The organism is Paraburkholderia sp. 35.1, from assembly GCF_050436525.1.
In the GTDB taxonomy this organism is placed as follows: domain Bacteria; phylum Pseudomonadota; class Gammaproteobacteria; order Burkholderiales; family Burkholderiaceae; genus Paraburkholderia; species Paraburkholderia tuberum.
On sequence record NZ_JBNDMJ010000001.1, the window covers coordinates 1,005,988 to 1,025,597 of the forward strand.

The following is a 19,610-nucleotide window of genomic DNA, read 5'->3' on the forward strand; positions in this document are numbered from 1 at the left end:
CGCGCCGCAAGCTGCAACGGCACTGCCCCAATCCGTTCGCCTTCCGCTCGGTCACGGCTCTGATTCATCGCCGGCAATCTGGTCGAGGAACCGGGCCAGTCGTTCGGTATCGGCGTGCGTCCAGCCCTCGGGAGGCACCACGCTGGCCCAGCCGTTGACGTAGTCCTCCGACGAGTAGTTGTGACCAAAACCCGCCGGCACGCCGAGTTGGTGAATCAGATCGCCCACCGCCTGCACGCCCGAAACGATGGGAAACCAATGCATGGCGTCAGGCACGTCGAAGCCACGTGGCCGAGCCAGCCATTCGGGCGGCCACCAGAACGCACTGGCACTCCAGAACACGGCCGGATCGGCCGGATGCTGAAGGTACACGATTCGCGGGGCCGGCCAGTCGGCGTCCAATGCCACCTGATGCGGATCGCGGTTCAAGAACCGTACCGAACGCCCCCCATTGAAGATCGGCTGCCAGAAGGGCGACCCGCTATCGCGCTCGCGAGTGAGTTGCGAATGGATCGGGTTGCTTTGTTTGGCGCCGACGATCAGCACGCCATCCGTTCGGGCCATCATGTTGGCCACCGAGGCAGAGGCGTCTTTCCCGACGAAAGGCGCTTCCACCCCTGCGGCGCCGAGACTCTTGCCGAACAGAACGAGCTTTGGCCGTCGTTTCGGCGGGAGCATCGACCATCGGGCGCGAACCGCGTTGAAGAGCGTGATACCCGCCTCGTTCGCGAGACCAGCATCCATGAAAATCGCGAGTCGGCTAGGCAGGAAAGAGTATTGGATCGCCACGATCGCCGTGTCGCCACTGTGCAGTTGCTCCAGCGAAGCCGCGGCTTTGGGGACTATCCAGCCCGTGCCGGTGGGTATCCACACGACCAGCACTTTCCGCTCGAACCCGCCCGCGCGCTCGAGCTCGCGCACCGCAATCTGCGCACGCTGCTCGAGGGAGTCCGCGGAACGCACTCCCACGTAGACCCTCACCGGATCGACCAGTCTCGCATCAGTCCCGTGGAACTTCGCAAGCTCTTGCTTGTTTGTCGCTGTCGCCACGAAGCCGCGCCCCATGCGGCCCAAGGTGTCCCATGCGACGAACGACGTGCTGCCGCCCGACACCGCCGGCGACGTGGGGGCCACGATTCCTTCGGTCGTGTTCTCGTTCACCCGCCCGTGGACGAAGTTGGAGACCGTGGTGAGGGCGGGAAAGGCCACTCCGCGACCGAGCGCCATGCCAATCACGATGACGAGCAGCGCTGTCGCCGGCACCGAAACGATCGGGGGCACGTGACCCTGGACGACCTGCTTGACTGCGGCGACACCGCGCGCCGTCAATCGCCCGATGACTACCAGCAACACCGCGCTCAACGGCGACAGGACGCTCACCAGCACGGCGTCGAACCAGGCGATCGGCGCCATCCCCATGAAACTACGCTGCTCGTTCTGCCAGCCGAGCCATAGCTTCGAGCCAACGAATAGTGCAATGAGCCACGCCGCTGCCAGAACGATCCAGCTGCGCCGTCGGATCTCGCTGCCGGCCACGCGCCCCCATCGCTCCAGCAGCCGATGCACGCCGCGGCCGAGCAATGTGCCTATCCCATAGCCGATGGCCAGACAGAACGCGCCGACCACGGTTTGCGTTCCCCACGACCGCGGAATCAGTGTCGGCGTCAGTGACTGCCACCAGAACACGAGCGCGAGCAGCGAGCCGCTGAGCGTCGGCGTCCAGGACGTGCTTCGAAGCCCGGCGGCTACCGGCTCATGGGAGTCCCGCATGCGTGCTCGCTCGGATTGGCGCAACTCGCACCTCGTTTCCGCGGGTCACCCGCAAGGGAGTTGATGACGCGACCAGCCTTGATTCAGACTCCGCCAGGAGGGCAGTAATGGAAGATGCCGCCGCATGATCAGCCACGACATTGTTTTCCTGATTACCGCGCGCAGCGCGACACATGGGGGCAGCGGAATGGACGGGGCTGCTCCGATCTCGTGCGATGTTTCTCCTGCGTCGAAAAAACGTCAACGATAAACCGGCCATGCGTCGCATTGTATTTACCTTTCCGCGCCATACCGCTCCGAAAGGGCGCGCCGGCGCGAGCCATTAAAAAACGTCCTGGCGCGTTGCGGGCCGAGCGACCGCGTCGCGGAACCTGCGCCTTTGAGAAGGCGTCGACAACATCGAATCGACAAAGGTGTGCGCCCGATTTTCTCCATACTTGAACGCTTCATGCTCGGTCAGAAAATCGAACTGTTCCGGAAAACTCAGCAGTTCCTGTTCCGGATTGCCGGGCAACGTCACGGTCCATGACACGCGATAACGGCGATATTTGCCACCGAGCCAATGCGTCTTCGATAGCGTAACGTTCACCTCGATATTGCAGCCGCGATACGGCGCATATTCCTGAATGGACATCGCTTTTCTCCCACAACTGAACGCTTGCCACGTACGTCTGCGTTGCCGGCGGTTGCGCGCGGCCTCCAGATCGGCGGGATAGTCGATCTCGTCCGCGACCGGGACATAGACGCTCGCCCCGCTGGTCGCGCCGTTCGGCCGCGAAAAACGCGCAGCCCATGGGTGTCTCCGTTATGCATTCCGTGTTGACGATGCACATCGAGCAACGCGCGTTCCCGCGCGGCAACCATCGTCTCGGCCCGCAGCGCGGCTGCGGTCGTGGCCATTCCCCCGATCTTCGTGACGCGGCGCTCGCGCACCGGCTGAACATCAAGGCGATTCAGGTGGCGGAACGGGACTTCCAGGTCGCCAAACGCCGCAAGGCGCGAAACGAGTTCGTCGATACGTAGTCCGTCGACGCGTTCGTGGAAGAGGGCATGCAGCCGGCGGAACCACGATGGGGTACGCATGAACGGCATTGGCCTGCGGACGCGCATCGGCACGGGTAAAGCGCGCGGGACACACAGCCGGCCACGCCGCGCCGACGGGCGCGATCAACTCGATGGCACCCGGTGATCAAGGCCCGGGAAGGAACTGGATGTCTCCGTACCAGGCGCGTGTCGTGGCACCGGTATTGTCGGTATCGGTCAGCAGCCCGTAGCCTGTGATTCGTCCTGGCGGCTCGTGAAAGACCCGCTCATAGTCTTGCACGATATTGCGGCGCAGGCTTTGCCACTGACCCGCATCGCCAGGCAGACCGGAGACCACGATCATCTGTACGCGGTTCGTGTGAGGGTTGGCAATGACGGTACCCGGCGCGGCGGTGGTCGACCACACGTACATCAACGTGGCATAGGGCAGATCTTCGCCACTCAGTTGCTTGGCCAGCCCCATCTTCGCCCGGTCGAAAAGCGACAGCTTGCTCTTGTCTCCGGCAAACGTGAACACCAGCCGCGCTGGCGCGTCTTCCTTCGACGCCACGCGGTTATCGGCGCCTTCGATCGGTCTATCCGCTTTCCAGCGCCATGCCACGACGGGAGTGCGAGCGAGGTCGATATCACCCTCATGCATCAGCGCGGAAGCAGAGCGGTTCGCGTCCGCCTGCAGCACAGTGGTGTGGTCGTCGTGAACGAGCGTGTATTGCGTGATGGGCTTGCCGCGCACGACCGGCAGGTTCTTCCAGCCCGCGGGCAGCGATGCGCCGGGCTCGAACGAGGAAAAGGCGATACCGGGCTTTTCGTCCTGGGCAAGGATGGGTGGCGACAACAAAAGAAGCGCGACGCATGCGGCGATCCAGGCTGACGGGGCTGTTCGTTTTTGCGCTCGACGGCGCGAGGGAAGATGCACGGCAGGTCGCATTCGTATGTTGGATAGCGTCCATTGTAATGGGCTCCTCGGGCGACGTTTCAGCGGAGCTTTCACGTCGGCGGTTGAGGTTCTGTTTGCTGCGTCGTAACGTTTGCATGACGAGGCTCGCAACGCGCCGCGCGGTGTTCCCGTCGCGTCGTGCGGGGCGCGAGGGGTTTGCTATCAATGACCATGGTCGCCGCCACTCATCACAGGCGTCAATTTCCCACATATTGGGGAAACTCCCTGGCTCGTAAAAATCGTAGTGCGACTTAACAAAGTTAGAATGACGGCTCTAAGACGGCTTCAGACAGTCTGCCTGGCCAACGGCCCGGTATGGGAACGACCTTCACGAATCGCAGTGGCAGCGATCGCCGTGTCCGCGAGAACCTGAGAGATATTCCGTGAGCAGCCCAAAACAGATGCCATTTACCCTATCCGTTCCGACCGACGTGTCGCAACTGCCCAACCAGTTCCTCGCCGGTTATTGCGCGCTGATACGGCTGAACGTGGATACATACAGGTCCGCGGTCACGGGTGCCGCGCTGCACTGGGAAAGCGTATTGCGCGCCCAGACGCCTGAACAGTTCCTCAGACGTCAAGCGGATGTGATGCCTTGGCTTACCCTGCAGTTCGCCGGATACACCCGCGGCTGGATGGATATCGCGTCTGAAACAATCAGACCGTGCCACGCCGGCGGCGATCACGACGACGAGCGTGAGCTCCACGAGGACACCAGGCCCGCTGGCCTGCCGGCCTGCGCAACGGGCGTCGATACGATGATGCGCGCGGCCGTGCCGCCGGAAGTGCAGCCGGACGGCGTGTCCGTCGCCGAGGCACAGGTCGGAGAAATGGTCCGTGCCTTTCTCGAGCGCGTCGAAAAGGCGACGCCTGACACGGCGGAACGACGAGGTCCGCCTCGCACACGTCGCTCGTCAACCCGATAGGCGACGAGCTTCCACCAATCCTGCCGGGTCCGGTATTCGCGTGCTGCCGATGCAGCCGTGGCCGGATCTGGTCATCCGTTCCTTCGTTCCCGCCGTGAGGTAAACGACATGTTGAGCCCGCACGAAGTGGCCACGTTGCTGCTGTTGAAGGATGCGCCTGAACGAATTGATTCGGATCGGGCAGAGCTTGGCGCGCTCCGCGAACTGCAGTTGATTGCGAATGAGCCAACTGGGCCGGGCTTCCGGTTACCTCGCGTGACGCCGCGCGGCGACGCCGTGCTGCGAGCGTTCGCACGGGTCCGCTGACCGGTGCACAGACAACGTATCTGACGACCTATACACGTTGGGTGGCCGCCTGCGCCGCCGCTCGGCAATCGTGTGTACGAACAGCTTCGCCAGTGACTGTCGCTGAGCACGGCAGCGCGCAGCGGGGACTTCGTCACGGTCGCTAATCACACCACCATTCTCTCCGCGCGGGGAACGAGTTATGCGACAGCTCGATTAGGGGCCCGTGGTGCGATATGCCAGATTCTCGGTGAAAAGTTATCGGGAGAGTCGCAGCTGCGCCTCGATGTCCGAAGTGGACGCAAAAGTCTATTGCTGCCGCTTCAAAGCGACTGACACTACGCTCGCGCCAGCTTATGAAATATCTCGCCCGGGCTGCCGCACTTGCTGGCCTGGCCATCGCGGTCTGGCTCGTCTGGCACGCCGACGCGCAGAAGGTGCTCGGTTTGATGCGCGCGGCCGGCGCCGGGCTCGCGCTTGCAGGGATGGTCCACATTCTGCCGATGCTCGCCAACGCAAGGAATTGGCAAATGCTGATGCGCGACGCGGCACGCCCGAAGCTGTTCGCCGTACTGCGTCTCGTCTGGATTCGGGAGTCCGTGAACGGCATGTTGCCCGTTGCCCGAGTGGGCGGTGAAGTCGTGACGTTTCGCATGATGCGCAAACGGGGCATGGAGCCTGCCCCGGCCATGGCGAGCCTCGTCGTCGACCTCCAGCTCACGCTCATCAGCGAAATGCTGTTCGCCATCGCGGCCATCGGCTATCTGATCGCCCATGCCGGCTCCAGGGCGTTGCACCTCGCAGCCAGGCTCGGAGGCGGCATCGCCATTCTGGCGGTTCTGCTCCTGGCGTTTTCGTTCGTGCAGCGAGCGAGTCCGTTCGCGCGGCTCACGAAACTTTTCAATCGCATCACGAGCGGCAAGTTCCGCTCGCTCGTCGGCGAGTCGGTGCGCATCGATCAATCGATCAGTGAGCTCTGGCATCAGCCCGGCGTCATCATCCGTTACCTGCTCATCTGGCAATCACTCCAATGCATCGGAACGGCGCTCGAGCTATGGCTCGCGCTCTATTTCCTGTCGGCAAAAGCAGGTTTCCTGCAGGCAGTCGTACTCGAGTCGCTCATCCAGGCGCTCAGTAGCGTCGTGTTCTTTGTGCCTGGCGCACTCGGCGTTCAGGAAGGTGGATTTCTGCTGATCGGCACGGTGCTTGGTTTCCATCCGCAGCTTTGCCTCGCGCTCGCGGGTGCGCGCCGTATTCGTGACATCATCGTCTTTCTGCCTGGACTGACCGCCTGGCAGGTGGAGGCGTGGCGCGACAAGCGGCGACTTCGTACCGAGGGAGGTCGGGGCCCGAATCATGATGCGAGACACAGGAAAACATGATGCGGTCGTGGTGTTCGGCGCCTTCGATCGCCACAACCTGGGTGACCTGCTGTTCCCTCACGTCGTCGCAAAACTGCTTGCGTGCGACGACGTGATCTTCGCCGGGCTCGCGGAGCGCGACCTGCGCGTCCACGGCGGCCACGCTGTTCAGGCGCTCGCGCAACTGGCCGCCGAACGCGGCAAGGACCGTGTGCATATCGTGCACGCAGGCGGCGAGATCCTGACTTGCGGCGACTGGGAGGCGGCGGTGATGCTGCTGCCGTGGGACCAGGCACAGAAGATCATCGCGCGACTGGAAACGCACAACGACGAGCGACGCGCGTGGGCACGTGCGCTGACGGGTCTCGATGCGCTTGCCCCCTACATGACGTCTCGCGAGATGTTTCCCTGTGCGTCGAGCGTCACTTATCAAGCGGCCGGCGGCGTCGATGTGGAGCGACTCGATCCCGGGATGCGCGCAGAAGTCCTGTCGAAGCTCGCGCAAGCCGACGACGTCAGCGTGCGTGACATCCACACCCAGAACGGGCTCGCCGCAGCAGGCATTCTCGCGCGGCTCGTGCCGGATCCGGCGGTGATGGTGACGGAGCTGTTCGGCACGAACATTCGCGCGTGCAAGGAACGAAGCGGCGTGGCGGATTTGCAAAGGGCGTTTCCCGAGGGGTATGTCGCCGTGCAGTTCAGTGCGGATTTCGGCGACGACGGAACGCTCGGTGTGCTTGCGCGCGAGCTCGATCGCGTGTCGAACGAGAGCGGGCTTGGTATTGTGTTCTTTCGAGCGGGTGCGGCGCCCTGGCATGACGATATGGCCTGCTACGAGCGGATTGCGGCACGGATGAAGGTCTCACGTACGCAACTCTTCCGTTCGCTGGAGATATGGGACATCTGCGCACTGATCGCAGACGCCACGGCCTACGCGGGAAGCAGCCTGCACGGACGGATCGTCGCGCTGGCGTGCGGCTTGCCGCGGGTGAACTTCTTCCATCCGGCGCGCGCGAACGACACGAGCAAACAGTCCGCGTTTGCCGCGACGTGGGAGCCAGCGTGCGTGCCGGGCAGCGTCGGGATCGAGGCACTTTCGCGAGCAATGCTCCATGCCTCACGATCGACCGCACGTTGCTGCGGCGCACGGCCACACACCTCGCCGCTCGCTATCGCGAGGGATTCGCGCAGACGCGAGCGGCAATGTGTTGTGCGTGAAATGCAGGGCCTCGCGCGACGAGCGGTGTCGGCGCGGTCGTGTAATCTCGCGAAGCTCGATCGTTCTTTGCTCAGCCCACGTGTACGAGCGAGCGTGTGGTGCGAACCGTGGACGGCCGGTCGCGCAGCAGCAGTGGCATCAAGCGCCGATTGGCTGTCTGCGCCGCCCATTCGCAATACGCGGGGCTGCCGAGCACCCAGCCGTTGAGCGTCGACTGCATCAGGTTATTGATCTCGCGTTCGTCAACAGGCTGTGCGCCCAGATCGCGATAAGCCTGGTGGCGCTCGAACGGCGTATTGCCGAGCGCCCGGTACAGTGGATGGTCCTTGATGAACCTATCGACACGCAGCCCGATGTGGTGCGCGCAGCTCGACCACGGGTAGTTTCCCGGCTCGGCCGCCAGGCCATTGCGCACCGGCGCCTGATCGATGACCTGGCTCGCGAGCAGGAAATACCGGTCGGGCTCAATCACTGTCGACCGGTACTCGCCACGCCATACCGCACCGCGGCGTCCATGGCGGCGGTTGAAGGTCTCGGCATAGCGACGGCCAACCGCCTGCATTGCCATGGCGACGCTCGACTCGTACGAAGGCGTGACGAGGAACTGTACCGCATCAGGCATGAGCACCCACGCATGGACCGCCAGATCGGCGACGCGCGCTGCGTCTGTCACGCAGGCGAGGAAGTACAGGTAGTCTCCTTCGTCCATGAAAGCGGGCCCCGCGAGTCCCTGCAAGATAACGTGCTGCGGTTGATCGGGGACGTAGTGCCGTGCAAGCCGTGCCATGCTGAATTAACCGGAGATCCGATGTGAGAAAGCGGTCCGACAGATATCGGACGCGGGACCGTGTGTAACGTGCTAGAGGAAATTCTATCGATCATGTTCGTGCATTTGCATCACGAACAGGCCTTTTTTATGGCCTCTGTTCGTTGATTTGCCGATCGCACCCAGTGTCTCTTATGCCAATGCTGAATTGCAGCGCCGCGCTCGGACGTTGATCGACGAACGCTTCGCATCGCAGCTCTATCCCTTGTCGAACAGACTTGAAACCCGCGAGATCGTTTTCGCGGTCAGAACCAGCAATGCACCAGCGATGCTGTAATCGACGTGATGCATAACGTCGGCCAGATAGAAAACGGATAGCGCAATGATCGGGTGGTACATCGCACGGCTTATCAGGCGTTTCATCGGTGTCTCACGCTACTGTGTCTGCGCGAAGCGGTCAGTTGCTGTGCTTGAACCGATTCGTGCAAGTTGGGTGACGCGCCAGGTTTCCAGAGTCCGAGGAAGGCTTGTTGGCGAAGTACGGATGACGCCGATCCGTGATGTTCCTTCCTGTCATGAACTCTGCCCGCGGCAAGCCATTGCCGTCCTGCCCGTGCGTCGATCTTTCTTGTCCGATCGTCCACTTCTTGCCGATGCATCGCGTGCGCAGTGCGGGCGTCCACAAAGTTCGTCCTGTCATCCTGGCGAAGCGCACGTTCCGTGGTGCGCTTTTTGCCAGGCGCGAGTCTTCAACGGACCCGCAAAGCGCTTCATAAGCCTCGCGAAAAACGTCAGTAAGGGAATTGTCATCAAGTGAGGTTGCGGGTATAACATGGAGCCCTTGGCCATCCTGAAGAATGAACGGCGGCCAGGTTTCTCGCCCGGGAAATCGCATTTCACGCGAGCCATCCATGGATGCAGTCTCTGAGGTTCTGCGCGCTGTTCGTCTGAGCGGCGCCGTGTTTCTGAACGGGACACTCACCGCGCCGTGGTGTCTGATCGGTCGCACCGATGCATCGCTCTGCGGCGCTTACTTGCCGCCTTCCGAGCGCGTCGTTTCTTATCATCTGATCATAGAGGGGAGTTGCTGGGCGACGCTGGCCGACGATCCCGGTTCGGCGATTCACGTCCATGCCGGCGAACTGATCGTGGTGCCTCAGGGTGAAACGCACATCATCGGCAGCGCGATCGATATCTCCCCTGTGCCGTCGGACTCGCTACTGGCCGGGCAGATGGCGACAGCACCCGGTGAAGTGATGACGCTGTCCTATGGCGGCGGGGGCGCTGTGACGCGCATCGTGTGCGGCTTTCTGGCCTGCGACGATACTTTGAGCAATCCGCTGCTCTCATCGCTGCCGCGACTGTTCAAGATCGACATGCGCCAGGATCCGCGTGCGGCATGGCTCGAGTCGTCTCTCAAACTTGCTGCCGCGGAAGCGGCCGACTCGCGCGCGGGCGGCACGATCGTGCTTGCCAGGCTATCGGAACTGCTGTTTGTCGAAGCAATCCGTAGCTGTATTGAAGCGCTACCTGATAACCAGACCGGGTGGCTCGCCGGCGTGCGTGACCGCTACGTTGGACGCGCGCTCTCGCTGCTTCATGCGCAGGCGGCGCATGCGTGGACCGTCGAGGAACTTGCGCGCAAAGTGGGCCTGTCGCGTTCCGCGTTGGCGCAACGCTTTACCGATCTTCTGGGGCAGCCGCCCATGCAATACCTCGCGAGATGGCGCATGCAGATTGCGGCGCACGAACTTCTGATCGGTAGCAAGCCGCTCAACGCCGTTGCGGAACAGATTGGCTATGAGTCGGAAGCCGCATTCAGTCGCGCGTTCAGACGCGAATTCGGCATGCCGCCGGCCGGCTGGCGCAAGAGCAAAGGAAAGTCGAACGGCGTGGCCACATCAGCGCAGCACGCGCAACCTACGCCTGGCGTTGCCGCACTGCGGGATCAGTGATGCCTGCCGTGACGCGCCGCGCTGTCTCTACCCACTCAATTGTCGAGCTGTGCGACCAACGTGACGAAACGGCGTTTCAGTCATATCGTCCGGCGACTCGATCATAGAACTTCAAGACTCCCAATCGTAAATTGAGCGTGCCGGAAAGCCAGATCATTCGACTGGCTCTGCCCGGTGAATTGACACTCAACGCTAGACCGCGTGGCGGTCCATATTGGGAGAACTTCCATGAACGCAATATTGCAGCTGTCCGATCGCGATCGCTACGCCCGATGCATTCGCGCTTCGAAGATGGTCAGTTGGGACATCGACCGTGACGTGATTGGAGGCCGTACCTTCGACATGTCCCAGAAGTATTTGCCGGACGGGCTCTCGCTGGTGCCGGATTTCATCATGCTCTCGGAGGCTGAGAAGCGGTTCGTCAGCCAGATTCAGGGGCGCACATACGCGAACGTGTTCGGGCTCGTCGAGCGCTTCATTAACGCCAAGGTGCTGGAAGTGAGCCGCGACTACTGGCTCGGCGATCAGGTGGCGCTCGAAGCGCTCGTGCGTTTCAGCGACGAAGAGCTTAAACACCAGGCGCTGTTTCGCCGCATCGAAAAAATGATCGGCGAAACGCTGCCCGCGGGTTACCGCTTCGACGTCGATCCCGATGCGCTTGCCGCCGTGGTCCTCGGCAAGAGCACCTGGGCGGTGCTGGCCATGACGCTGCATATTGAACTGTTCTCGCAAATTCACTACCGCCAGAGCATTCATCCTGACGATCAGTTATCCGAGCTGTTCAAGGATGTATTTCTTTACCACTGGAAGGAAGAAAGTCAGCACGCCATTCTCGATGAACTGGAATGGAAGCGGCACGACGCTACGCTGACAGATGCGGCGCGCGACAAAGCGGTCAACGAGTTCATCGACCTGATGATTGCGGTCGATGGCATTTTGCGCGGGCAGGCGACAGCGGACTCGCGGTATTTCATCGCAAACTGCGGGCGTGCCGTCGTCGAGGCAGAAGCCGTGTCGATCGAAGCGAATTTCCATCATGCCTACCGGTGGCAGTACCTCCATTCCGGTATGCATCACCCCCATTTCGCGGAAGTGCTCGATCGGCTCGTCTCCGAAGAGCAGGGGATGCGTATCCGGGCCGCACTCGCCACACTGCATTGAGCGAGCCCGAACGCACACGAATCATCCAGCTAAAGGTGCGCGCGGCGAGGATCTGCATTTCATCAGTCGAGTCCCTCGTGCTTCATGGCAAGCTGGACGGCCGGACGCGCGCGCATCAGTTCGGCGAAGTTTCGCAATTTCTCCGGCACTTCGATGCCTACCTTTTTGGCCCAGAGCAGCATCGTGAACAGATAGGCGTCCGCAACACTCGCTTCGCTGCCGAACAGGTATTCGCCCTTGAACATGGTGGCGATCAACTGGAAGCGTTGACCGAGCTTTTCGCGCGCTGCCGTTGCTTCAGCATCCGAAGTGGGCTTGAAAACGCGGCTGAACTGTTTGTGGATTTCCGTCGAAATGAACGCGAGCATCTCGAGCAGGCGCAGGCTGCCGGGTTCGCTATTCGGCGCAAGGGCAGGCTTGCGCTGCGCGACCCACGAAAGAATCGCGATATTCTCGGTAAGCCGTTGACCATCATCCATTTCGAGGGTTGGGACGTAACTCTTTGGATTGATCCGGTTGAACTGCTCCCCAGTCTCGGTCTCCTTGGACTTCAAGTCGACGCGAATCCTTTCGAAAGTGAGATCGGCCTCATGCATTGCGATATGGTCGGCGAGGCTGCAGGCACCAGGCGAATAGTAGAGCTTCATGATAGGGGTCCATTTTCGTGAGATGAACTGAACCGTTTCAACGCAGCAAAGCGCGTGCCGCCGCCGTCGACACCTGCAACGAGAGTTCGACGTCGAGCGTCGATTGCGATGGATGAACTTTGGCATAATTGCCGCATCGCTGCGCCGGGCACTGTCCGTTTTGACTCGCGCCACGTCCACAAGCGTCTTTCGTCATGGTTCGTGGAGCGGCTTCAGATAGCTTGAATTAATGTAGCCATCCGAACCCGGATCGCAATCGCAGCAGGGCAGGGCGACGGCCAGCACAGGAGAGACCATGCGGTCTGAAGTGAAGTCCGGCGTGCGCCTGAGACGTTATGCAATCACGGTGACGGTCGTCATCGTTGGCCTGCTTGTCGTCGGACGCATCACCGGCATCCTGGTCAACTGGCTCTGGTTCTCTTCGATCGGCTATGGTGGCGTTTTCTGGACCATCCTCTGCGCGAGAGCGCTGCTGTTTGCCGCGGTGTTCGCAGTCTCGGCGTGCGCGATATGGCTGTCGGGCATTTTGGCGCATCGTTACGCGAGGCGCGTCGATGTCTTGCGAGCGCAATCTGTTGGTCGATCGGGTCCGACTGAAGTTGCCGTTGAATTGTCTGAACTGATCGCGCCGCACGTTCCCTGGCGCTCCAGTATTGCCTGCGCCGCGGTCGTCCTGGGGTTGGTTATTGCCGCTAGCGAAGTCTCGAGCTGGGACCTCGCGCTTCGCTTCATTTATCAGGTCCCTGTTGGCGAACGCGATCCGATCTTTGACAGGGATATCGGCTTTTATCTGTTCTCGCTCCCCGCGTATGTCGCGCTCAAGAACTGGCTGCTGCAGCTAATCTTCTGGAGCGCGATCGTGGCAGGTGCTGTCTACGGGTTGCGCGGTGACATCGCGCTGGAGCGGCCACCACGCACGCTCTCGGCCGCCCCCCTCACTCATGGTTCGGCACTGCTCGGTTTGTTCTTTGCGGTGAAGGCCTGGTCGTGGTGGCTCGACCGCTTTCTGCTGCTCTATGGCGACAACGGCGTCGTGGTCGGCGCCAGCTATACCGATGTCCACGTCGAGTTGCCGGTCCTGTGGATGCTTGTCGGCCTTGCCGCGGCGTCATCCGTTGCCCTTTGGATCAACATGCGCCGGCGGAGCCATCTGCAACCCGTCGTTCTCGCGCTGCTCGTATTCGGCAGTTCGTTTGTATTCGCTGTGATCTATCCATCGCTGTTTCAGCGCTTCTATGTCAAACCGAGCGAGCTGAAACTGGAAACACCCTATATCGAGCACGCTATCGCGCTAACGCGACAGGCTTACGGCCTCGCAAAGATCGAGGTTAAACCGTTTGAGGCCGAGCAGGGACTGACTCTCGATTCGCTGCAGGCCAATCGGGCGACCATCGACAACATCCGGCTATGGGATGTGCAACCGCTGATGGATACCTATGCACAGTTGCAGGAGATCAGGACTTACTACAAATTTATTTCAGTGGACATCGACCGCTATCAGCTTGACGCCGGATACAGACAGGTAATGCTGTCGGCGCGTGAACTGGAACCGGCAATGCTTCCGACCAACGCCCAAACCTGGGTGAACCTGCACCTTATCTTTACTCACGGCATCGGCGTCGTGATGTCGCCAGTCACCGAGAAATCCACCGAAGGCTTACCGTTTTTCTATCTGCACGATATTCCGCCAGTCTCCAGCGGCGGCCCGGCCATTCGCGAACCACGTCTTTATTTCGGCGAAGGGCGCCAGGACTACGTCATCGTGGACGGCAACGTAGCGGAGTTCGACTTTCCCCAACGGCCGACTAATGCCTACACGACGTATAGCGGGCGCGATGGCGTCAGCATCGGCAGTGTGGCACGCCGCAGTTTGTTCGCCTGGCAGCTCGACGATCCGAACATCCTGCTGAGCGGCTATATCACAGACAAGAGCCGGATCCTGCTTCATCGCAACATTCAGGACCGCGTGCGTACGATCGCGCCATTCCTGACTCTCGATCATGACCCCTATGTCGTCGCAAGCAATGGGCGCCTGTTCTGGATCCAGGACGCGTACACCGTCAGCCGGTGGTTTCCTTACTCCCGGCCGGGTTTTGGCGACGGCGCCAATTACATCCGAAACGCCGTCAAGGTCGTGGTCGATGCATATAACGGCACGGTCGATTTCTACGTCAGCGATCCCGCCGATCCGCTCCTGCGCACATACGAGCGCATCTTCCCGGGTTTGTTCAAGCCTTTGGACGTGATGCCACCGGAGCTGCGAAAGCATATCCGCTATCCCGAAGATCTGTTCCTGATCCAGGCGCAGCTCTACCGCGCCTATCATATGGATGCGCCGGAGATCTTCTACAACCGCGAGGATCTGTGGCAGTTTCCCCAGGAGCTGGTCGGAATGGATGGCGGAAGCACCGCCAGCACGATGCCGCCGTATTACACGATCATGCGACTCCCCGGCGACGCACGCGCCGAGTTCATCCTCATGCTGCCGATGGTGCCGAGCAAGCGCGAGAACATGATTGCCTGGCTGGCGGCGCGATGCGATGCGCCCGGGTACGGCAAGCTCGTCGTGTACACCTTTCCCAAGGACAAGCTGATCTATGGGCCGTTTCAGATCGAAGCGCGGATTCAGCAGAATACCGAGATCTCGCAGCAGATCTCGTTGTGGAACCAGATGGGCTCACGCGTCATTCGCGGTCATCTCGTGGTCGTGCCGATCGAGAACTCGATCCTCTACGTTTCGCCGCTCTATTTGCGCGCGGCGTCCGGTCAGTTGCCGGAGTTGAAGCGGGTGATTGCCGCCTATGGGGACCGTGTGGTGATGGAGAACACTCTGGATGAGGCGCTGGCGGCGCTTTTCAGTGAGACCGCACAAGCGGCATCGCCGGCCCGAGGCACCGTGGACGCTCGCGCGAGAGAGGCACTTGTCCACTATGACCGCGCCATCGAGCGACTGAAGGCGGGAGACTGGAGCGGCTTCGGCGCGGAACTGGATGCCCTCCGGCCGTTGCTCGAGGCACTCGGCGCTGGCCGTTCCGATGACCGGAAGTGACCAACGGGACGATCAATGCGGCTCGCCGAGGCAAGCGTCGGCAACATCGACGATCGGCTCGCTGTCGGCGTGAGCTTGAGGAAACCGGTCAACGCACTTGATCTGAACGTAGGTCCACCACGTTCCCGGTGGATCGTGACCCAGCCACAACACAGTGGCTGCGACCTTGGTTCGCAGCCCCCATTGGCGCCAGTCAGCACCCGTTGGCGAAAAGTTTCCGTGAATGTCCTTGTACAGGTTACGGTCCAACCCGTATCGCTTCAGATAGGGCGGGTTCATGCGCTCCTCGGGCGTAGCCGGCTCGCCACTTGCGATGCCCCCTTGCGCCAGGGCCGCGTCCCGGCGGAAATCGCTCACGGCACGGCCGACCACCGACAGCTCGAACAGCAATGCCCCGCCAACTGCCATGCAAGTCGCGACAATGCAAAGCGAGAGCGCCCAAAGCACCCGCCTTCGGGTCGTCGGTGTCTTCATCACTGTCGACCTCCTACCGGCATCGGGATTCGCCGCCATGCCCGGCGCTTCGTTCGCCATTCAAATGGCCGCTCGGCTTTGTCGCAACGGATTTGAGATGGTCGACGGCAGTCGTGTCAGACAGAGTGGCCCGCTTGCCTCGTCAGCAAGAGCCAAGCCGGTTTGCAGTCCGGTACGGGTACTTCAGGCCCTTTGTAGAAGGTCAATCGCCTTTTCGGCATCGTCCAACGAGTCGACCGCGAGATACGCAATGAACTGCGTGCCAAGTACAGCGGCCGAGACGCCGCGAAGGTTGATCCCCCCATCCGCCAACATCTGGGTCAATTGCGCGATGATGCCCAACTGGTCCAGACCCATTACACGGACGGAGTGAAGGCTCGGGGTGACGCTGAACCCCGCCTGTGTGGCGGCACGGATCGCACTTTCTCCCTGTAGCGGAGCGACAAACACGACTCCCTTACCCGCTGCCTCTGGCGTTCGACGTGCCACGACGAACTGCAAGTCGACACCAGCATCCCGCAAGACGCTTAAGACCTTCGCAAGGCCTCCCGGTTTATCGTCGATGGTAGCTGCCCAAACCTCGACCCGTTCCACGCTCAGTTCCATGGCCGTCCCTCCCAGTTCGAACCTCATTAGAAAAATCTACTTCACGAACGGCACGCGGGCAAGGACTGTCGGACTACGCGCCGCTCGGCGAGCCGCGTCCAACTTGCTGCTACTGAACATCTGTATCAAGATCAAGTCGCCTCATCACAAACAGGCGACTCTCATGACAGACGATCCCGATGGCGATCCTGCTACCGATCCCGACAAACTGAAAGGCCCAGGCGGCATGAGTTTGAGGCAGATCCACGAACAGGTTCAGAAGTCCGTCCAGCGCGACTGCGAAGCGCAGACTGCGCGCCACGCGCCCGCTCCACCGCAAAGCCGCTGGCAGCGGTGGGTTCGCTATGTATGGGGCCGTAGCGGGCGGCGCTAACCGCAGTTTGATGAGGGACGTGCTGGTCGCAGACCAGACTCGTTGCATCGTGAAGTCCGCATTGCATCCACCCGGCTACCCATTTGGGTGGTGTGCGCCCCCCGTCGTTCTGTCATTGTGAACCCGTCGTCATAACGCTAGCTGGACAGGCGAGCAAACGTCGACGCGAAGCACTGGCAGGTCACACGCAATTGAAGGGGCTTGAAATGGAAACCACATCCTCGAGCGGAAATCCTTTGATGGATCTCTCGGACAATCTGGCAGACATCGTCGCGCGAGTCGGGCGGAGTGTCGTCGCAGTACACGGCCGACATCGCATGCCGTCGAGTGGCGTAATCTGGCGACGTGGCGTCGTTGTGACGGCTGCACACACGCTCAGGCGTGAGGACGGCATCGAAGTCACTTTGACCGACGGCCGTACCGTCGCCGCAGTCCTCGCGGGCCTGGATCTGGGGTCCGACGTCGGCGTGCTGAAACTGGACGGCGTGGACCTCGACCCGATCGGTTCCGGCGACGCCCACTCACTGAAGCCGGGTCATCTTGCGCTCGCTGTCGCACGTGCGGACGATTCCGGCGTCAGCGCCGATTTTGGCGTGATCGGCAGCATAGGTGGTCCTTGGCGCACGTGGAAAGGCGGACAACTCGATGCGTTCGTGCGACTGGACGGCGGTCTGCGCCCGGGTTTCTCCGGGGCGGCCCTCGCGGACATGCGCGGGCAGGTCATCGGCATCTGCACCTCGGCACTGATGCGCGGCGCCGGCATCGTGATTCCGGGGATGACCGTGGAGCGCGTCACCGATGAACTGTTGGCTAAAGGGCGCGTCTCGCGGGGCTACCTTGGTGTCGGCACGCAGCGGGTCGGCCTGCTGGACGCCTGGGTCAATAAAATGAACCTGTCGTTCAGCAGTGGATTGCTGATCAATTCGCTTGCACCGGGCGGCCCTGCGGAGCAGGCGGGCGTGCTGATAGGCGATGTACTGATCGAACTGGACGGCAAGCCTTGCCGCGACATGGGTGACGTGAGTGCGGCGCTGGGCTCCGCAAGCATCGGGCAGCAGTTGCACATCGCCTTGATCCGAGGCGGCGAACGCCACGCGTGTTCGATAACGGTGGGCGAACGGCCCCAACGGAATTCGTGCAGGTGACGTCCGGGAAGCGACCAAATGTCGGATGGACAGACGATACGGAGGGCGCCTTTACGGGTCGTAGTGATTGCGGCATCGTGGCAAGAGCGCGCAAGCCTGCAAGCGCTTGTCGAGGCGAACCCGGCACTTGAGTTCCTGGGTAGCGCGCCCGACGCCGAAAAGCTCGTCGATTGCCTCGCCGGATCGGTGCCGGATGTGGTCGTCGCCGACATCGCGCCGGAGGCGAGCGATGCGCTCAAGACGCTACTCGAACTCTCGCCCGTGTCGCCGTCGCTCGTCCTGTTGAGCGACGACCCGGACAGCGACTGGATCTTCGATGCGTTGCCCGCCGATGCGGTGGCTATCCTGCCGCGCAACGCGATGCCGGCTGAAATCGTCGTGTCCATCGAAGCCGTCGCCGCAGGCCTTTGCGTGCTGACGCCCGACATCCTCGCAAGGCTGCTGGCCGAAACAAGACCGTCGCGCCAGAAGGGATCCGGCGAACCGTTCGAAGCTTTGACGTTACGGGAGATCGAAGTGCTGGCGATGCTCGCCGACGGACTCGGCAACAAGGAGATCGCGCGGCACCTCGACATCTCGGACAACACGGTGAAATTCCACCTCTCGTCGATCTTCGGCAAACTCGGTGCGACCAACCGCACCGAAGCGGTGATGCTCGGCATGCGGCACGGATTCATCATGGTGTAGACAAGCTCGCGTTTCTCTACCCACGACACTAGACGACGTCATGCTCGAACGTTTTCCACCAACGTGGCAATCTGCACGAACTCGACATCAGGTCGTACCCCGTAGAGACCGGTGACCCGGTCGAGCAACTCATCGGTGAAGAACGCCTTGGCTGCGTCCTCTGATTCCCAAATGTAGAAGTTCGTGGCTTCATGCTTGGCGGAATTGAGGCGGCGACTGGCACGAGAACGTCGAGCGCGCTCTGTATGCCCAGCGTCATTTCGACAGTGACAGGCAGGCTGCCGATGCCGTGCTTGATCCGCTCGAAGCGCAGATACAGGTCGGGCGCATCGAAGGCGAACGTCTGGTTGACGGCAACGCGATCCAGATCCAGTCGATCGACCAGCGGGCGCTCAGCTACGGGCAGTTCCGCCAGGTAATCGACGAGCCACGCAATCAGCATTTCGGCCAACCCGTGTACTTCGGCGCGACGAGCTGACGTCGAAGATGCCGGTTCTTACTTGCGGGCCACCCAGACCGTGCCGCGGTACATCGCGGATGTACCGCGACGCGAAGATCACTCGCCGGGCACGCAGCACCTTGCTGATCCCACCTTGCGCTCGCAGATTCTCGACCGAAGAAATGTCTGCGAATACTGAAAGACCCGCGTTGAGATCGACGTACACGTCCGCTTTTCACCGCGCTACCTATTGCGCGGGCGTTGTATGTGGGGTTGTGCTAACCATAGACCACGCTGTGGCAGAAGCCGGCTCAGTTTCTGCCGCTCGACCGCATTTTCGAGCGCTCATTCGAACGACTGCTCCACTTCGTGACCCGCCGGATACTCAACGCGGACTCCTCGGCCAATGCCGATCTTGGGGCGGGCTGGATTCTACGTCGGCAATGTGATGGATTGCCGACGGTAGCGGCGTCGAGCAGCCGGGCGACAGCTTCCGGCATCGCGAACTCAATGGTCGGAATGGCGCGGTGGCATTGATATCCTCTCTCTGCCATGACTGGACCTGTTCGACGCGACAGGCTACCGAGCCGGCAAAATGCCGCTGGCTGGCGACAGTCTGCGCAGCAAGATCGACACCTATACCAACGTATCGCCGGCCTGACCACATGGATTAAGCGACGATCCCAATGTAGGGATGGTTCAATCGTTCGCCTCGGTCTATCGTTCTTCCAAGTCGGAAAGTCTCATTCCGCTGAAGAGCGACCCG

19 protein-coding genes and 1 pseudogene are annotated in these 19,610 nt (G+C 61.5%); 12 read left to right on the forward strand and 8 right to left on the reverse strand.

The annotated features are described in order from the left end of the window. Nucleotides 1-51 precede the first annotated feature (51 nt). Nucleotides 52-1,770, reverse strand: a complete 1,719-nt coding sequence (locus OKW27_RS04870; RefSeq protein WP_429332720.1) for an alpha/beta hydrolase — start codon at nucleotides 1,768-1,770, stop codon at nucleotides 52-54. 322 nt (nucleotides 1,771-2,092) lie between these two features. After that, nucleotides 2,093-2,404 carry a hypothetical protein gene (locus OKW27_RS04875; protein ID WP_090811007.1) on the reverse strand — a complete coding sequence of 104 codons (312 nt, stop codon included), beginning with the start codon at nucleotides 2,402-2,404 and terminating at the stop codon, nucleotides 2,093-2,095. A 158-nt stretch (nucleotides 2,405-2,562) separates the two neighbouring features. On the opposite strand from OKW27_RS04875, the gene OKW27_RS04880 reads away from it, so the two are divergent. Further along, nucleotides 2,563-2,793 carry a hypothetical protein gene (locus OKW27_RS04880; RefSeq protein ID WP_429332721.1) on the forward strand — a complete coding sequence of 77 codons (231 nt, stop codon included), beginning with the start codon at nucleotides 2,563-2,565 and terminating at the stop codon, nucleotides 2,791-2,793. 166 nt (nucleotides 2,794-2,959) lie between these two features. Here the strand turns inward: OKW27_RS04880 and OKW27_RS04885 are convergent, their stop codons facing one another. After that, nucleotides 2,960-3,730 (reverse strand): DUF3047 domain-containing protein, encoded by a 771-nt coding sequence (locus tag OKW27_RS04885; protein ID WP_316252003.1) that lies wholly within the window; start codon nucleotides 3,728-3,730, stop codon nucleotides 2,960-2,962. Between the two features lie 404 nt (nucleotides 3,731-4,134). On the opposite strand from OKW27_RS04885, the gene OKW27_RS04890 reads away from it, so the two are divergent. From OKW27_RS04890 to OKW27_RS04905, 4 genes and pseudogenes are all read left to right on the forward strand, one after another. Continuing rightward, nucleotides 4,135-4,677, forward strand: coding sequence for a phasin family protein (locus tag OKW27_RS04890; RefSeq protein WP_429332722.1), 543 nt, complete (start codon nucleotides 4,135-4,137; stop codon nucleotides 4,675-4,677). Between the two features lie 108 nt (nucleotides 4,678-4,785). Continuing rightward, nucleotides 4,786-4,983, forward strand: coding sequence for a hypothetical protein (locus OKW27_RS04895; RefSeq protein ID WP_184068456.1), 198 nt, complete (start codon nucleotides 4,786-4,788; stop codon nucleotides 4,981-4,983). A 335-nt stretch (nucleotides 4,984-5,318) separates the two neighbouring features. Then, on the forward strand, nucleotides 5,319-6,344 hold the full coding sequence (locus OKW27_RS04900) for a lysylphosphatidylglycerol synthase domain-containing protein (RefSeq protein ID WP_429332723.1): 1,026 nt from the start codon (nucleotides 5,319-5,321) through the stop codon (nucleotides 6,342-6,344). 451 nt (nucleotides 6,345-6,795) lie between these two features. Further along, nucleotides 6,796-7,251: pseudogene (locus tag OKW27_RS04905) on the forward strand (polysaccharide pyruvyl transferase family protein); the annotation flags it as partial. Between the two features lie 361 nt (nucleotides 7,252-7,612). Here OKW27_RS04905 and OKW27_RS04910 read toward each other — a convergent pair. Together OKW27_RS04910 and OKW27_RS04915 are read right to left on the reverse strand one after the other, a co-directional pair. After that, complete coding sequence (locus OKW27_RS04910; protein WP_429332724.1) at nucleotides 7,613-8,329, reverse strand: transposase; 717 nt, start codon at nucleotides 8,327-8,329, stop codon at nucleotides 7,613-7,615. 237 nt (nucleotides 8,330-8,566) lie between these two features. Further along, nucleotides 8,567-8,731: a hypothetical protein gene (locus OKW27_RS04915; protein WP_167368794.1), complete on the reverse strand. Its 165-nt coding sequence runs from the start codon at nucleotides 8,729-8,731 to the stop codon at nucleotides 8,567-8,569. Between the two features lie 488 nt (nucleotides 8,732-9,219). Between OKW27_RS04915 and OKW27_RS04920 the strand changes: the two genes are divergently transcribed. Together OKW27_RS04920 and OKW27_RS04925 are read left to right on the forward strand one after the other, a co-directional pair. Then, on the forward strand, nucleotides 9,220-10,263 hold the full coding sequence (locus OKW27_RS04920; RefSeq protein ID WP_429332725.1) for an AraC family transcriptional regulator: 1,044 nt from the start codon (nucleotides 9,220-9,222) through the stop codon (nucleotides 10,261-10,263). 228 nt (nucleotides 10,264-10,491) lie between these two features. Then, nucleotides 10,492-11,424 carry a hypothetical protein gene (locus OKW27_RS04925; protein ID WP_429332849.1) on the forward strand — a complete coding sequence of 311 codons (933 nt, stop codon included), beginning with the start codon at nucleotides 10,492-10,494 and terminating at the stop codon, nucleotides 11,422-11,424. Nucleotides 11,425-11,486: 62 nt separating this feature from the next. On the opposite strand, the gene OKW27_RS04930 is transcribed toward OKW27_RS04925, so the two are convergent. Further along, on the reverse strand, nucleotides 11,487-12,071 hold the full coding sequence (locus OKW27_RS04930; RefSeq protein ID WP_090811025.1) for a glutathione binding-like protein: 585 nt from the start codon (nucleotides 12,069-12,071) through the stop codon (nucleotides 11,487-11,489). Between the two features lie 295 nt (nucleotides 12,072-12,366). Between OKW27_RS04930 and OKW27_RS04935 the strand changes: the two genes are divergently transcribed. After that, on the forward strand, nucleotides 12,367-15,120 hold the full coding sequence (locus OKW27_RS04935) for a UPF0182 family protein (RefSeq protein ID WP_429332726.1): 2,754 nt from the start codon (nucleotides 12,367-12,369) through the stop codon (nucleotides 15,118-15,120). Nucleotides 15,121-15,132: 12 nt separating this feature from the next. On the opposite strand, the gene OKW27_RS04940 is transcribed toward OKW27_RS04935, so the two are convergent. Then, complete coding sequence (locus OKW27_RS04940) at nucleotides 15,133-15,654, reverse strand: hypothetical protein (RefSeq protein ID WP_429332727.1); 522 nt, start codon at nucleotides 15,652-15,654, stop codon at nucleotides 15,133-15,135. A gap of 123 nt (nucleotides 15,655-15,777) precedes the next feature. Then, the gene (locus tag OKW27_RS04945) at nucleotides 15,778-16,200 is read right to left on the reverse strand and encodes an ACT domain-containing protein (RefSeq protein ID WP_184044736.1); all 423 of its coding nucleotides are present in this window, start codon (nucleotides 16,198-16,200) and stop codon (nucleotides 15,778-15,780) included. 163 nt (nucleotides 16,201-16,363) lie between these two features. Between OKW27_RS04945 and OKW27_RS04950 the strand changes: the two genes are divergently transcribed. The 4 genes from OKW27_RS04950 (at nucleotide 16,364) to OKW27_RS04965 (ending at nucleotide 18,883) form a co-directional block, all read left to right on the forward strand. Then, nucleotides 16,364-16,573, forward strand: coding sequence for a hypothetical protein (locus OKW27_RS04950; RefSeq protein ID WP_084754273.1), 210 nt, complete (start codon nucleotides 16,364-16,366; stop codon nucleotides 16,571-16,573). 239 nt (nucleotides 16,574-16,812) lie between these two features. Next, nucleotides 16,813-17,718 carry a S1C family serine protease gene (locus OKW27_RS04955; RefSeq protein WP_429332850.1) on the forward strand — a complete coding sequence of 302 codons (906 nt, stop codon included), beginning with the start codon at nucleotides 16,813-16,815 and terminating at the stop codon, nucleotides 17,716-17,718. Between the two features lie 18 nt (nucleotides 17,719-17,736). After that, nucleotides 17,737-18,405 carry a LuxR C-terminal-related transcriptional regulator gene (locus tag OKW27_RS04960; RefSeq protein WP_429332728.1) on the forward strand — a complete coding sequence of 223 codons (669 nt, stop codon included), beginning with the start codon at nucleotides 17,737-17,739 and terminating at the stop codon, nucleotides 18,403-18,405. Nucleotides 18,406-18,694: 289 nt separating this feature from the next. Beyond that, nucleotides 18,695-18,883 carry a hypothetical protein gene (locus tag OKW27_RS04965; RefSeq protein ID WP_429332729.1) on the forward strand — a complete coding sequence of 63 codons (189 nt, stop codon included), beginning with the start codon at nucleotides 18,695-18,697 and terminating at the stop codon, nucleotides 18,881-18,883. Nucleotides 18,884-19,610 lie beyond the last annotated feature (727 nt).